The sequence below is a fragment of the Affinirhizobium straminoryzae genome, assembly GCF_007004135.1.
GTDB lineage: Bacteria > Pseudomonadota > Alphaproteobacteria > Rhizobiales > Rhizobiaceae > Neorhizobium > Neorhizobium straminoryzae.
On the sequence record NZ_VJMG01000055.1, the window covers coordinates 51456 to 65145 of the forward strand.

Here is a 13690-nt window from a genome sequence, read left to right on the forward strand (position 1 = left end):
TCTTGTGATCTTTCTTTCATGGAAAGGCGGACAACCGCAAGCGTTCACCGCAGGTTTGGTGCATCTTCCCCAGCCGGCTGTACCGATTCATCGAAGCGAGCAAGCAGCCGGCCCCGCGTTTCCTCGTCCACGAAGGCACATTCCAGCGCCGTGCGCGTCATCGCGTTGATCTCAGCCGTGCCGAAACCCATCACGCCGGCAGCGATCTCGTATTCGCGGGAAAGGGAGGTGCGGAAGAAGGGCGGATCGTCGGAATTGAGGCAGACGCGCACGCCGGCCTCCCGCAGGCGGCGCAAGGGATGGCTCTCGAAATCGGGATAGACGGCAAGCGCAATGTTGGAGCCGGGGCAGACTTCCAGCACCACGCCGGTTTCGGCAAGCCTTGCGACCAGTGCTGCGTCCTCGATGGCGCGCACGCCATGGCCGATGCGCGAGGGCCGCACGAGATCGAGCGCGTCGGTGACACTGAAGGCGCCGCAAACCTCACCCGCATGGATCGTCAGGCCAAGGCCCGCATCGCGGGCGATGTCGAAGGCCCGCGCATAATCGGCCACCCGGCCCATGCGTTCCTCGCCGGCCATGTTGAAGCCGGTGACCAGCGGATTATGGCTGCGCGCCGCGTATTCTGCGGCGGCGACTACCCGCTCCGGCCCGAAATGCCGCTCGCCCGTCACGATGATGCGGGCCTCGATGCCGGTCTTCTCGCGGGCCGACAGGATGCCGTCGGTGATGCCGGCGAGATAGGCGTCGGCACCAAGACCGATGCGGTCGCCATGGTCGGGCGAAACGATGATCTCGCTGTAGATCGTGTTGATCGCGGCCAGGTCCAGCAGGTAGCTTTCCGTCAGCAGCGCATAGTCGTCCTCGGTGCGAAACAGCGCGGCGACCCGGTCATAGGCCTGAATGAATTCGGCAAAGTCGTGCCAGGCATAGCCGTCGCCGGCCATGAAGCCGGAGGGATCGACACCGTATTTCTCGGCCTGCCGCAGCGCCAGCGCCGGCGGCGCTGCACCTTCGATATGGCAGTGGATCTCGGCCTTCAGCAGATGCGTCGTCACAGGAAGCTCCGTCCATGGCGGCCGGGCGCAATGCCGAGATGGGCCGCAACTGTTTCGCCGATATCGGCATAGGTATTGCGAATACCGACCATGCGGGCCGCGATGCCCGGACCATAGGCCATGATCGGCACGCGCTCGCGGGTGTGGTCGGTGCCGCGCCAGGTCGGGTCGCAGCCGTGGTCGGCGGTCAGGATCATCAGGTCGCCCGGCTTCATGCGTCGGTGCACGTCGAGAAGCCGCTTGTCGAGTGCTTCGAGTGCCGCCGCATAGCCCGGCACGTCGCGGCGATGGCCGTAGAGCATGTCGAAATCGACGAAATTGGTGAAGACCAGATCGCCATCCTGAGCCGTCTCGATGGCGGCGAGCGTCGCATCCATCAGCGCCTCGTTGCCGTTCGCCTTGATGACCCGGGAGACGCCCTGATGGGCGAAGATGTCGCCGATCTTGCCGACCGCATGCACGGTGCGGCCCGCCTCCACCAGACGGTCGAGCAGCGTCGGCTCCGGCGGCAGCACGGAAAAGTCGCGGCGGTTGCCGGTGCGCTCGAAGGTGTCGGCGGTTTCGCCGAGGAAGGGGCGGGCAATCACGCGGCCGATGTTCAAGGGATCGATCAGCCGGCGCACGCTTTCGCAAAGCGCGATCAACCGGTCGAGCCCGAAATGGGTCTCATGCGCGGCGATCTGGAAGACGGAATCGGTCGAGGTGTAGCAGATCGGCTTGCCGGAGCGGATATGCTCCTCGCCGAGGCGGGCAATGATCTCCGTGCCGGAGGCATGGCAGTTGCCGAGGATGCCCGGCAGGTCGTTCTCGCGGCAGATCGCCTCCACCAGTTCGGGCGGAAAGGCCTCGCCTTCCGCGGAAAAATACCCCCAGTCGAACATCACGGGGGTACCCGCGATTTCCCAGTGGCCCGACGGCGTATCCTTGCCGCGCGACACTTCGCTTGCCGCACCATGCAGGCCGAAAACGCGCTCCGGCATCGGCATGCCGGCCGGCAGATCGCCGCTGGCGAGCCTTGCCACATGCACGAGGCCAAGCGCCGACATGTTGGGCAGCTTCAGCGGCCCCTTGCGCAGACCGGCACGATCGGCGGCCCCGGCGGCACAGAATTCGGCGATATGGCCGAGCGTGTTGGCGCCGAGGTCGTTATAGCGTTCGGCATCCGGGGCGCCGCCAATGCCGAAGGAATCGAGTACGAAAAGGAAGGCGCGTGCCATCGTTCACCTGATCTGAAGGGCAGCCAAGCCCGACGCAAGGCGGCTGTCAAAGCCTCCCTCTTACAGTTCCAAGGGCGGATTGGCAAAGCCTGCTCAGCAGTCGCTGCAGGCGATGCTGTCGCCGACCCGCTGGCGATAGAAGAAGGTGCGGCTGATGGTGATGGTGCGCGTCTCGGTGGAGATGCCGGGCAGGAACATCAGCAGTTGATGTGGCACGGACAACTCGGCGCGCACCAGAAAGCTGTTGGCGGTCTTCAACTCGTCCGGCACGTCGCTGACGCTGGTGCCCACGCCGTAGGGCCGGGTGCCATCCTGCTGCCATGACCACAGAACCCTGGGCGTGGCATTGGCATCCATGGCAATGCCGGTGATCTTGAGGCTCACCGCATCGGCTTCCGTCCTGTAGGGAACGAAGATCGCCTCGGTCACATCCGGCATGGTCGCGAGAAAGGCCTTGTTGACGGAGGTCTGCTGCGTGACCAGATCGGCGATGGTGGAGGCCGAGCGGGTGGCGCGCTTGGCGACGCTGAGGCCCATCGTCAGCTCGAAGCAGGTGATGTAGAGCGAGATCAGGATCGGCGCCAGAATGGCGAATTCCACCCCGCCGACGCCCTGCCGGTCGCGGAAAAACCGGCGAAGCGTCAGCATCAGGCCGCGCGGGCGGTGCTGTCTGTCGCGCGGTCTCTGCGGCCTCATGGATAATCCTCGTTCTGGAAGGCGGAGGTGGCCACGATCAGGAAATCGGTCGGCAGCGACCCGTCGGCCGGCCGGATATTGGTGATATAGGGGCGCACCAGATCGGTGATCACCTGCCAGCGATAATAGGCGCGCACCATGTTGATGGTCTTCGCCCCGCCCGGCGCATAGCGGAAGGCGGTGGCGTCAATATCCGCGTAAGGATCGCTCGATTGGCGGGGAATGGTCGTCGGAATGTCGGCGAAGCTGTTGAAGCTGCGCACATCGAGATAAAGCAGGCCGGAACTCGCGTCGTCGCCCGAGCAGTGGATCAGGATGGAGACCTCGTCGCAGAACGCCTGTCGGAACTGCGTGGCGTTCTTGTCTGTGGTCCGGTTCAGACCATAGGTGATGCGGCCCGTGCGCAGGTCGCGGGACAGCTTCTCCACCGCGTTGGCCACCAGTTGCTCGGCGGTATAGGCCACGAAGGTCTCGATGATGGCAAAGACGATCAGGAAATAGGGTATGGCGAGGATGGCGAATTCGATCGCTGCCGCACCATCGCGTGCACGCCAGATTCGCCGCCAGGGGCGGGGCGGTGGCGCGGTGTCTGCGCTTGGCTTCTGATGATCGTCCACCTGTTGCATTGTCTTCGTCTGGGCCTGTCGTCAGGCTTCGACGCTAGGGTGATTGTCTTGACATTCCGTTGCGCCAGTCGGTCGATTTGCGCCAATCCGGAACAGCAGCCGGCGATGGCGGAAGAACTGGCTGCCATTTCGGGCGGCCGACTAGTTGCCGGGCGGCTCGCAGGAGGGCGTGCAGGACAGAACGGTGCGCTCCGTCTGTCGGTAAACCCGCACCGTGTTGCCCTCGTCCGTCGAGACAAGGATGCGTTCGTCGGCAATCGCTTCGCCGCGGGCATCCAGAAGGACGAGATTGGTGGTGCCGAAGGCGCGACCCGTCAGAACGATGGTGGTGGGATCTGCGACCGTGGCGTCCGCGACATCCGCATTCCCGACAATCACCTTGGCCACGGGCCGATCGAGCTTCAGCACCCGCGCCTGGTTCATGTAGACACGCACAAAGGCGCCCGGCTCGGCGCCGTATGCTGCGGCCGAAGCGGCGAAGATGATCGGGAAAATCATGGCGCAGCGCAGCATGATGGGCAGCCTGTTGCGGTCTCTGTTCAGCAATGAAGCATGGACGTTAATGCTGAATGAAGAGTGAACGTCCCGAAATTGCTCGATTTTCCATCTCGACCCGGTTCACGCTCCGAAAAGCATGGGACGCAAGCCGGGGTCAACTGTCGCGGATGTAGCAGAAAAAGCCTTGCAATGCAGGGTATCAGCCGCTTCCGGCGCCGGCGAGACAGATGGTTCAAATGCCACAGGTTCTGCTCGTCATCCGTTTACCGTGCAAGGCGACATTGGCCATTAACCAAATCCTAACCAGACATCTTAAGCCGATCGCAAGGCCCTGTCCGTAGTTTGCCCATCAAGCGCACCGACGGATGCCGTCGTCGGCGTGGCTGAGAATGACCCGAACAAGGAGAGATGAATGTCCAGGCTTTTCGCACGTTTCCTGAAGAGTGAATCGGGTGCCACGGCCATCGAATACGGCCTGATCGCCGCGCTGATTTCAGTTGCCCTGATTGCCGGTGCAAGCACGCTGGGGGACAATCTGAGCGCCACCTTCACGCGCGTTTCGACCGAAATGTCCACCGCCAACCAGGCGCACAAGTAAGATCAGGTTCCGCCTGCCTCCGGGGAGCCGCCATCCGGCGGCTTTTGACCTGCGTTGACGACAGGGCCCGATGCAGAACTTTTATCGCGCAGGGGAACGGTTTGCTCATGCTTGCCACGCTTCTGCTCTGCGCCCTTCCGCTGGCCTTCGGCCTTGCGGCCGTCAGCGATCTCCTGACGATGAAAATCCCCGACGCCATTGCGATCGCTCTGATCCTGCTGTTTTTCCCGGCTGCCGTGGTGGCTGGCCTGGCGGGTCCGCAGGTCGGCCTTGCCCTTGTCGCGGCCCTTGCCGTTTTCCTGCTTGGCTTCGGTCTCTTTGCGCTGAACGTGATGGGCGGCGGTGATGCAAAGCTGCTGGCCGCCTCTGCGCTCTGGTATGGTTTCACCATATCGCTTTTCGAATATCTTGTGACGGTGTGTCTGGCCGGCGGCGTGCTGACGCTCGCAATCCTGCTGTTGCGGTTCGCGGCCCGTCGCGTGGCGTGGTTGGAAAGGGTCCTGCCCGCCTCGCTCGCAAGTGCGCAGAAGGTTCCCTATGCGGTGGCCATCGCCATCGGTGGTCTGTGGAGCATGGGCCATGCGCCGCTTGTCGTTGCACTGCGGGCGGCGATTTCCTAACAAAAGGTTAATTTCAAAGGGAAATGGTTAGCGGGAATTAACCATTTCCCTAAGGCAGTCATTAACCTTAATTACACCAATCAGCGACATCCTTCGGGAACATATTCGAAGTTCCCCAAGGTCTCGTCATGAAACCCGCGCGTCTGATCATCCTCGCCGTTGCCGTCGTGGCGGCCGGCCTTGCCGGCGTGCTTGCCATGCGTCTGGCCGGCCAGAAAACGGTGGTCGAGCAGGCGCGGGAGGTGATCCGCCGCGAACCGACTGTCAATGTGCTGGTCTCCGCCGACAACCTTCCGGTTGGTGCCCGCATCGGTCGCAATTCGATTCGCTGGATGGCCTGGCCGGCGGGTGGCGTGGCGGATGGCTTCATCACCGACACCGCGCAGCCCGATGCCCTGGCGAAGCTGGAAGGGCTCGTGGTGCGCCTGCCGATCTTTGCCGGCGAACCGATCCGCGGAGAAAAGGTCGCCGATTCCTCCAACCGGATCATGTCTTCCCTCCTGCCGGCCGGCAAGCGGGCGGTTGCTACGGAAATCTCGGTCGCCACGGGTGCCGGTGGCTTCGTGCTGCCGAACGACCGGGTGGACGTCATCATGGTGCGCAAGAATGCCGAGGGACGCTATCTCTCCGAGGCGGTGCTCACCAACATCCGCGTCCTCGCCATCGACCAACAGGTCGAGGAAAAGCAGGATGGCAGCAAGTCCGTGCTTGGCACCACGGCAACGCTGGAATTGTCTCCGGATCAGGCTCGGGTTCTTGCGGCGGCCCAGCAGATGGCCGACCGGCTGACGCTGGCGCTGCGCTCCGTCGCCGATGCGCAGGAGGCCGATGACAGCGCGGCCGCCTATCTGCTCTCGGGCAGTGACGACAAGTCGGCCGTCCAGGTCATCAAGTCCGGGACCATCGTGACCGGCAGCATTGCACGCACGGAGCAGCGATGAGCGCCATGTCCTTCACCACCGGCACGCCCTTCGCCACAGGCGGTCCGCGCAGACGCGGCCGCATCAGTCTTGTTGTCACCCTTGCCCTCATTCTTGCCGGGTTCGTGCCGGCTTCGCCCGGCCCGGGTTTCGGTGCCGGTGCCGCTCGTGCCGAGGAACAGAGCCTCATCCGCATCACGGAAGCCGGGCGGGGCGTGCGCAAGCGCCTGCATCTCGGCCTCAACAAGGCGCTGGTGGTGGACCTGCCGACGGATGCGCACGACATTCTGGTCGCCGATCCCTCGATTGCCGATGCCGTGACCCGCACCTCGCGGCGCATCTATCTGTTCGGCAAGGCGGTCGGCCAGACCAACATCTTCATCTTCGGCGCCGGCGGCGAGGAAATCGTCAGTCTCGACCTGGAGATCGAGCGCGACATCGCCGGCCTGCAGCAGAACTTGCGCCGCTTCCTGCCCGAATCCGACATCAAGGTGGAGATCATCTCCGACAACATCGTGCTGACCGGCTCGGTGCGCACGCCGCAGGATGCGCTGCAGGCGGAAAAGCTCGCCAGCGCCTTCCTGAAGGGCGGTGAGGCGACCACCCGCAACCAGACGGCCGCCAGCACGGCGCAGAACGGCGACGTGGCGATCTTTGCCGAAGACCGGCAGGTCTCGCAGATCGTCAACCTGCTGAAGATCGAGGGCGAGGATCAGGTCACGCTGAAGGTCACCGTCGCCGAGGTCAGCCGGCAGGTGCTGAAACAGCTCGGCTTCAACGGTTCGGTCAGCACCACCGGCAGCAAGGCCAATGGCGGCATTTCCTTCGCCAATCCGGCCAATCTCGGCAATGCCATCGATGTCGGCGGCGTCGGCGGCGTGGTGGGCAAGATCGGCACAACCAGTATCGCCACCTATGTCAATGCCATGGAGCAGGCGGGCGTGATGCGCACGCTGGCCGAACCCAGCCTCACCGCGATCTCCGGCGAGCAGGCGAAGTTCTACGTGGGCGGCGAATACCGGCTTGCCGGCCAGCAGGATGTCGATATCGACGACAACAACAAGACCACCGTCAGCCGCACGGTGGAGACGGTGGATTACGGCGTCGAGCTGAATTTTCGCCCGGTGGTGCTGTCGGCCGGCCGCATCAGCCTGAAGATCGAGACCAATGTGTCGGAGCCGACCTATGAAGGCTCGATCGCCACCGGCAACGGCACCTCCAATGCCGTGCCCGGCTCCACCTATCTGTCGCTGCGCAAGCGCGAGGCCTCCACCACGGTGGAACTTCCCTCCGGCGGCTCGATCGTGATTGCCGGTCTCGTGCAGGACAATGTGCGCCAGGCCATGTCGGGGCTTCCCGGTATCTCCAAGGTGCCCGTGTTCGGCACGCTGTTCCGCAGCAAGGATTTCATCCGCAACGAGACGGAACTCGTCATCATCGCCACCCCCTATCTCGTGCGGCCGGTGGCTCGCAACCAGCTGGCCCGTCCGGACGACAACTTCAATCCGGAGGCCGATGGCCCGACCTTCTTCATGAACCGCGTCAACCAGCTTTACGGGCGCAAGGAACAGGCGGCGAGCGGCCGCTATCACGGCGCCGTGGGCTTCATCTACAAATGAGAGGCGCAAGGACAATGATCCGCACATCCTCCGCTGCCGCCCTGCTGATCGCCATGACGCTGATTGCCGGCTGCGCCGACCGCAGCCTGACCACCGGCTCCATTCCGATGGATTATCGCCAGCGCCATCCGGTGGTGCTGACCGAGGCACAGAACGCACTCGACATTCCGGTCGGCCCCAATGACATGCGGCTTACCACCGGCATGCGCGAGACGCTGCGGGGGTTCGTGCAGAGCTACCTCGCCTCGTCGGCCGGGCATGTTCTGGTGCAGCTGCCGCATGGTTCGCCCAATGCGCCGGCCGCCGCGCGGCTTTCGAACGAGATCCGTGCCACCCTGACCACTGCAGGCGTTCCTGCGCGGGCAATCGTCTTCACCGGTTATGCGGCAGGTGCGGTGGGAGATGCAGCCCCGGTGCGACTGTCCTTCACGGCAACACGGGCCGTCACCGCCGCCTGCGGCGAATGGCCGGAGGATCTTGCCAACGATACGGGCGGAAACCGCAACTGGTACAATTTCGGCTGCGCCACACAGAACAACCTGGCCGCCCAGCTCGACAATCCCGGCGATCTGCTGGGGCCGCGCGGCGCCACCCCGATCGATGCGGCGCGCCGCTCCACCGTCATCGGCAATTACCGGTCCGGCAAGGATACGAGTTCGGATTGATGTGGCGAAGGACAGACACCCCATGAGCGCCGTGGACTACGACATTCGCCTGAGCGACCAGCCCGAGGAGCCGGACACCCTTCGCGCCGGCGATCTCGACCAGCTGCGTCCGCTGCCGCGCATTTCGGTGCATGCCTTTTGCGAAAGCGAGGCATTGCAGCGGGTGATGGAACGGCTGGGACAAGATCGTCGCATGGCCAAGGTCAACATGCGCGTGACGAGCGGCAGCACGCAGGCCGCCGCCAACATGTTTGCCGCGGCCCCCACGCCGAACCTTATCATTCTGGAGACGCAGGCCAGACCCGCCGACCTTCTGGCGGAGCTTGCGCCGCTGGCCGAGGTTTGTGATTCCTCCACCCGCGTCATCATCATCGGTTGCCACAACGACATCACGCTCTATCGCGAACTGGTGCGCAACGGCATCTCCGACTATCTCGTTACGCCGGTGCAGATGCCGGACCTGCTGGCGGCGATTGCCACGATCTTCGTCGATCCGGATGCCGAGCCGCTCGGTCGCTCCATCGCCTTCATCGGGGCGAAGGGCGGCGTCGGCTCCTCCACCATCGCCCACAACTGCGCCTTCGGCATATCCTCGCTGTTTGCCACCGAAACGATCCTGGCCGATTTCGACCTTGCCTATGGCACCGCCAATATCGACTTCGACCAGGATCCTGCGCAGGGCATTGCCGAGGCGGTTTACGCGCCGGAGCGGCTGGACGAGGTGTTCCTCGACCGTCTGCTGACCAAGTGTTCCGAGCACCTGTCGCTGCTGGCCGCCCCCTCGATGCTGGATCGCGCCTATGATTTTGACGCCACGGCCTTCCAGCCGCTGATCGATGTGCTGCAGCGCAGCGCCCCCATCTCCGTCATCGACCTGCCGCATGCCTGGTCGGAATGGACGCGCAGCGTGCTCGCGGATGTCGACGAGGTGGTCATCACCGCCGTGCCGGACCTGCCCAACCTGCGCAATGCCAAGAACCAGATCGACGCGCTGAAGAAGCTGCGGCCCAACGACCGGCCGCCGCATCTCATCCTCAATCAGGTCGGCATGCCGAAGCGGCCGGAAATCGCGCCCGCCGAATTCGTCGAGCCGCTGGAGCTGGAGCCGCTGGCGATCATTCCCTTCGACGTGCAGCTGTTCGGCAATGCCTCCAACAGCGGACGGATGATCTCCGAGATCGATGCGAAATGCCCGACGGCGGAAATCTTCTCGCAGCTGTCGCATGCGCTGACCGGTCGCGCCTCGGTGAAGAAGAGCCGCAAGGGCGGGCTTGCGCGCATGCTGGATCTTTTGCGCGGCACGTAAGCGCCGGCAGGCACTGGACAGGAAACGGAACGACGGCATGTTTGGCAGACGCGGACAGGATGGGGTCGCAAAGACGGGCAGGGGCGCACCCTCGGCAGCACCTGTGAGCCCGGCCGCGCCTGTGACGCCGCAGCCGCTTCTGCCGGAGATCCTGATCGAGGTCGGTTCCGGCGCGGTCCGCCCGCAGATCCCGTCGCCGCCCGTCGCGCCCTCTGCCGCCCCGCGCCGCCGCCAGACCCGCACAGAAGCCTATTACGACACCAAGGGCGAGGTATTCTCCGCGCTCATCGATACGATCGACCTGTCGCAGCTCGCGAGGCTCGATGCCGAAAGCGCGCGCGAGGAAATCCGCGACATCGTCAACGACATCATCACCATCAAGAATTTCGCCATGTCGATTTCCGAGCAGGAGGAACTGCTCGAGGATATCTGCAACGACGTTCTGGGTTATGGCCCGCTGGAGCCGCTGCTGGCGCGTGACGATATCGCCGACATCATGGTCAACGGCGCGGGGCAGACCTTCATCGAAGTGGGCGGCAAGACCATCGAGTCGGATGTGCGCTTCCGCGACAATGCGCAGCTTCTGTCGGTGTGCCAGCGCATCGTCAGCCAGGTGGGCCGCCGCGTCGACGAATCGAGTCCGATCTGCGATGCGCGCCTGCCGGATGGCTCCCGCGTCAACGTCATTGCCCCGCCGCTCGCGCTCGATGGCCCGGCGCTGACGATCCGCAAGTTCAAGCGCGACAAGCTGACGCTCGAACAGCTGGTGCGCTTCGGCGCGATCAGCCCCGAAGGTGCCACACTTCTGCAGATCATCGGCCGCGTGCGGTGCAATGTGGTCATTTCCGGCGGCACCGGCTCCGGCAAGACGACGCTGCTCAATTGCCTGACGCGCTATATCGATCTCGACGAGCGTGTCATCACCTGCGAGGACACCGCCGAACTGCAGTTGCAGCAGCCGCATGTGGTGCGCCTCGAAACCCGCCCGCCCAATATCGAGGGCGAAGGGGAGGTGACCATGCGCGATCTCGTGAAAAACTGTCTGCGCATGCGCCCCGAGCGGATCATCGTCGGCGAAGTGCGCGGCCCCGAAGTGTTCGACCTGCTGCAGGCGATGAACACCGGCCATGACGGTTCGATGGGGACGATCCACGCCAATACGCCGCGCGAATGCCTCAGCCGCATGGAATCGATGATCGCCATGGGCGGCTTCTCGCTGCCGGCCCGCACCGTGCGCGAGATGATCGCCGGTTCGATCGACGTCATCATCCAGGCTGCTCGCCTGCGCGACGGTTCGCGCCGCATCACCCATGTGACGGAGGTTGTCGGCATGGAAGGCGACGTGATCATCACCCAGGATCTCATGCGTTACGAGATCGAGGGCGAGGATGCCGCCGGCCGGCTGATCGGCCGCCATCTCTCCACCGGCATCGTCAAGCCGCATTTCTGGGAGCGGGCCCGCTACTACAACGAGGACCGGCGCCTCGCCACCGCCCTCGACCAGATGGAAAAGCTGAGCAATTGAGGGAGGGGATGACATGTTCGGTCTCGATCTGACGGTCCTTGCGCTCGTGGCCCTCATTGCGATTTCCGCCGGGGGGCTTGCCTATGTCTTCCTGTTTTCCCGGCTGGAGGCGGAGCGCAAGACGGAAAGCCGCGTCATCCGCGTCAAGGCCGCCGAGACCGACCGCGGCAAGGTGAAGGCCGCGCGCGACCGCGTGCAGGAAATTTCCAAGCGCCGAAAATCCCTGCAGGATTCGCTGAAGGCGCTGGAGAAGAAGCAGCAGGAGCAGTCGAAGAAGATCGGCGACCAGAGCCTGAAGGCAAAGCTGTCCCGGTCCGGCCTGTCGCTGTCGCCCGCGCGCTTCCATCTCCTGAGTGCCGGCCTCGGTCTCCTTGTCTCGCTGCTCGCTCTGATGGCCGGCCTGCCGCTTTATGCCATTGCCGGTGCCGGTTTCGTCGCCGCCGCCGGCCTGCCGCGCTGGGGGCTTGGCGCTCTCATCCGGCGCCGGCAGGAGAAATTTCTCGAGGAGTTTCCGAACGCGCTCGACCTCATCACCCGCTCGATCCGCTCCGGCCTGCCGCTCAACGATGCCATGCGGCTGATCGCCAGCGACGGGCAGGAGCCGGTCCGCAGCGAATTTCGCCGGGTGGTCGAAGGCCAGCAGGTGGGGCTCAGCCTGCCGGATGCCTGTGGGCGCATGATCCTCACCATGCCGCTGCCGGAGGTGAACTTCTTTTCCATTGTCATCGCGATCCAGGCGCAGGCGGGCGGCAATCTGTCGGAAGCGATCGGCAATCTCGCCAAGGTGCTGCGCGAGCGGCGGCGGATGAAGGCCAAGGTGCAGGCGCTGTCCATGGAAGCCAAGGCCTCGGCCGCCATCATCGGTGCGCTGCCCTTCATCGTGGCGCTGCTCGTCTATCTCACCTCGCCGCATTATCTCGCGGTGCTGTTCACCGATCCGCGCGGCCACATGATCCTGCTGTTTTCCGGCGTGTGGATGTCGATCGGCATTTTCGTGATGCGCAACATGATCAATTTCGAGATCTGAGGGCGGCGGCATGATCGAGACACTGGTCGCGAAACTGAACGATCCCGGCCTGCTGGTGGCGATCCTCGTCGCGGTCGCCGTGTTTGCCACGCTTTCAACGCTTGTCCTGCCGCTTCTGGAGGGCGATGCGCTGAAGAAGCGGATGAAGGCGGTTTCCTCCGAGCGCGAACAGATGCGGGCCCGCGAGCGCGCACGCCTCAATGCCGAGCACAGCCGCGCCTCGCTTCGGGCGCAGAACAACCAGTCGGTCCGCCAGATCGTCGAACGCTTCAATCTCTATTCAGCGCTGGTGGACGACAAGACGGTCAACCGGCTGAAGGCGGCGGGCCTGCGCTCCCAGAATGCGCTGAACATCTTCCTCGTCTGCCGCTTCGTGCTGCCCTTCGTCTGCCTCACGCTGGCGGCCGTGTGGATCTTCGGGTTCGGCAATCTTGCCACCCGGCCGCTGCCCATGCGGCTCTTCGCCACCATCCTTGCCGCCTATGCCGGCTTCTATGCGCCGAACATCTATGTCAGCAACCGCGTCACCAAGCGGCAGGCCTCGATCAAGCGGGCCTGGCCGGATGCGCTGGACCTGATGCTGATCTGCGTCGAATCGGGTATTTCGCTGGAAGCGGCCATGCGCCGGGTGGCGGAGGAGCTTGCCCCGCAATCGCCTGAACTGGCGGAAGAAATGGTGCTGACCACGGCGGAACTGTCCTTCCTGCCCGACCGGCGGCAGGCACTCGACAACCTTGCCATCCGCACCCAGCTGGATATCGTCAAGTCCGTCACCACGGCGCTGATCCAGGCTGACCGTTACGGCACGCCGATTGCCCAGGCACTGAGGGTTCTGGCGCAGGAGGGGCGCGACGAGCGGATGAATGCGGCCGAGAAGAAGGCCGCTGCTTTGCCGCCAAAACTCACCGTGCCGATGATCCTGTTCTTCCTGCCGGTGCTCATCGCGGTGATTCTCGGGCCCGCCGGCATTCAGGTCGCCTCCCGCTTCTGATCAGGCGCAGGCCCTCCCGGTGGAGACGAAGCGGCTCGCTCAGTCGATCTGGCGTTTTGCCGCCTTGCCGTCCTTGCCGGCAAGCCTGGCCCAGGCATTCTGCTGGGACAGCATGCCGCGCAGATAGGTCACGTTCGCCTCCGCCTGGCTCGGCGTCAGCTCCTTGCGGGCAATCTCTTCCGCCTCGGCGAAGCGGCCCTGCAGGCCGACGACAAGCGCAAGGTTCTGGCGAACGCGGCTGTCGGCCGCCGGCTGCTGGATCGCGGTGCGCAGATAGGTTTCGGCGGCGCGCAGATCGCCCGACAGCACATAGGACATGCCGAG

Annotated in this window: 14 protein-coding genes and 1 pseudogene; 9 read left to right on the top strand and 6 right to left on the bottom strand. The window is 64.3% G+C overall.

The window, feature by feature from the left end; genetic code table 11:
- Nucleotides 1-44: 44 nt before the first annotated feature.
- The 5 genes from FNA46_RS18240 to FNA46_RS18260 all read right to left on the bottom strand — a co-directional run bounded on the left by FNA46_RS18240 (nucleotide 45) and on the right by FNA46_RS18260 (nucleotide 4095).
- Complete coding sequence (locus FNA46_RS18240) at nucleotides 45-1058, bottom strand: adenosine deaminase (RefSeq protein ID WP_143126636.1); 1014 nt, start codon at nucleotides 1056-1058, stop codon at nucleotides 45-47.
- Nucleotides 1055-2275, bottom strand: a complete 1221-nt coding sequence (locus FNA46_RS18245) for a phosphopentomutase (RefSeq protein WP_143126637.1) — start codon at nucleotides 2273-2275, stop codon at nucleotides 1055-1057. Before FNA46_RS18245 ends, FNA46_RS18240 begins: the two co-directional genes overlap by 4 nt.
- 93 nt (nucleotides 2276-2368) lie before the next feature.
- Nucleotides 2369-2971 (bottom strand): TadE/TadG family type IV pilus assembly protein, encoded by a 603-nt coding sequence (locus FNA46_RS18250; RefSeq protein ID WP_143126638.1) that lies wholly within the window; start codon nucleotides 2969-2971, stop codon nucleotides 2369-2371.
- Nucleotides 2968-3597, bottom strand: coding sequence for a TadE/TadG family type IV pilus assembly protein (locus tag FNA46_RS18255; RefSeq protein WP_143126639.1), 630 nt, complete (start codon nucleotides 3595-3597; stop codon nucleotides 2968-2970). The genes FNA46_RS18250 and FNA46_RS18255 overlap by 4 nt, the downstream gene beginning before the upstream one ends.
- Nucleotides 3598-3738: 141 nt before the next feature.
- Nucleotides 3739-4095: a pilus assembly protein N-terminal domain-containing protein gene (locus FNA46_RS18260; protein WP_425468781.1), complete on the bottom strand. Its 357-nt coding sequence runs from the start codon at nucleotides 4093-4095 to the stop codon at nucleotides 3739-3741.
- Between the two features lie 412 nt (nucleotides 4096-4507).
- Between FNA46_RS18260 and FNA46_RS18265 the strand changes: the two genes are divergently transcribed.
- The 9 genes from FNA46_RS18265 (at nucleotide 4508) to FNA46_RS18305 (ending at nucleotide 13366) form a co-directional block, all read left to right on the top strand.
- Nucleotides 4508-4693: a Flp family type IVb pilin gene (locus FNA46_RS18265; protein ID WP_143126641.1), complete on the top strand. Its 186-nt coding sequence runs from the start codon at nucleotides 4508-4510 to the stop codon at nucleotides 4691-4693.
- A 107-nt stretch (nucleotides 4694-4800) separates the two neighbouring features.
- Nucleotides 4801-5313: an A24 family peptidase gene (locus tag FNA46_RS18270; RefSeq protein WP_143126642.1), complete on the top strand. Its 513-nt coding sequence runs from the start codon at nucleotides 4801-4803 to the stop codon at nucleotides 5311-5313.
- Nucleotides 5314-5441: 128 nt separating this feature from the next.
- Nucleotides 5442-6254: a Flp pilus assembly protein CpaB gene (gene cpaB, locus FNA46_RS18275; protein WP_143126643.1), complete on the top strand. Its 813-nt coding sequence runs from the start codon at nucleotides 5442-5444 to the stop codon at nucleotides 6252-6254.
- A 5-nt stretch (nucleotides 6255-6259) separates the two neighbouring features.
- Nucleotides 6260-7852, top strand: a complete 1593-nt coding sequence (locus tag FNA46_RS18280; RefSeq protein WP_143126653.1) for a type II and III secretion system protein family protein — start codon at nucleotides 6260-6262, stop codon at nucleotides 7850-7852.
- Between the two features lie 14 nt (nucleotides 7853-7866).
- Nucleotides 7867-8517, top strand: a complete 651-nt coding sequence (locus FNA46_RS18285; protein ID WP_246103175.1) for a CpaD family pilus assembly protein — start codon at nucleotides 7867-7869, stop codon at nucleotides 8515-8517.
- A gap of 22 nt (nucleotides 8518-8539) precedes the next feature.
- Nucleotides 8540-9823 (top strand): CtpF protein, encoded by a 1284-nt coding sequence (locus FNA46_RS18290; RefSeq protein WP_143126645.1) that lies wholly within the window; start codon nucleotides 8540-8542, stop codon nucleotides 9821-9823.
- A 37-nt stretch (nucleotides 9824-9860) separates the two neighbouring features.
- On the top strand, nucleotides 9861-11348 hold the full coding sequence (locus FNA46_RS18295; RefSeq protein ID WP_143126646.1) for a TadA family conjugal transfer-associated ATPase: 1488 nt from the start codon (nucleotides 9861-9863) through the stop codon (nucleotides 11346-11348).
- A 13-nt stretch (nucleotides 11349-11361) separates the two neighbouring features.
- A complete protein-coding gene (locus tag FNA46_RS18300; RefSeq protein ID WP_143126647.1) occupies nucleotides 11362-12375 on the top strand; it encodes a type II secretion system F family protein in 1014 nt (337 codons plus the stop codon).
- Between the two features lie 10 nt (nucleotides 12376-12385).
- Nucleotides 12386-13366 (top strand): type II secretion system F family protein, encoded by a 981-nt coding sequence (locus FNA46_RS18305; protein ID WP_143126648.1) that lies wholly within the window; start codon nucleotides 12386-12388, stop codon nucleotides 13364-13366.
- 39 nt (nucleotides 13367-13405) lie between these two features.
- On the opposite strand, the pseudogene FNA46_RS18310 reads toward FNA46_RS18305, so the two are convergent.
- Nucleotides 13406-13690 (bottom strand): annotated as a pseudogene (locus tag FNA46_RS18310) (tetratricopeptide repeat protein); the annotation flags it as partial.